Source organism: Vibrio sp. 2132-1 (assembly GCF_033344315.1).
The window spans coordinates 1-517 of record NZ_JAWPON010000865.1; the positions used below are offsets into that span (position 1 = coordinate 1).

The 517-nt window shown below is 41.2% G+C and carries 1 protein-coding gene; it reads right to left on the bottom strand.

All coding sequences use genetic code 11. The annotated features are described in order from the left end of the window. A partial coding sequence (gene tadF, locus R8N47_RS28445; protein ID WP_318186513.1) for a tight adherence pilus pseudopilin TadF occupies positions 1-416 on the bottom strand: 416 nt, incomplete at its 3' end. Positions 417-517: the final 101 nt, after the last annotated feature.

Sequence of the window (517 nt, forward strand, 5' to 3'; positions counted from 1 at the left end):
TGGTAGAGAGGAAAGACGACGCTATTTTCAACTGGGACAAGATCAGCTTTTTCATTCAACGCTACAGCATTACAGCCTAAGTTCTCGTATTCCGTACTTACAAACTGCTCCCAAACGGTTTTATTGTGCAATGCTTCTATCTTAATAGCGATACTATCGGGGCTAGTACCGAGCAAACGCGCTGCCAAAATTTGCATGTGGGAGGTATCAATTGCATTTAAATTCACTCTTTCATCGTAATACCGAGTGCGCTCTTTTAGTATGTTTACTAAGGCAAAACTACTGCGATCAAGTTTTGCTCTTGTCATCAATTTATCGCTCAGATCAGTCATAAAATAAAAAATGGTGACGATCGCTATAAGCACAAAGAAAAGCTCAATGGCGAAGGAGCCTTTTTGTCGGGAACGCAATTTCATGGTTATTCCTCCCAACCCTCGTGCTCTAAATTGATCAAAGTGCTTCTGACAATAGGCACAGTGGCACTAGAAAACACATTCAAAACCGGACGGTAATTGTA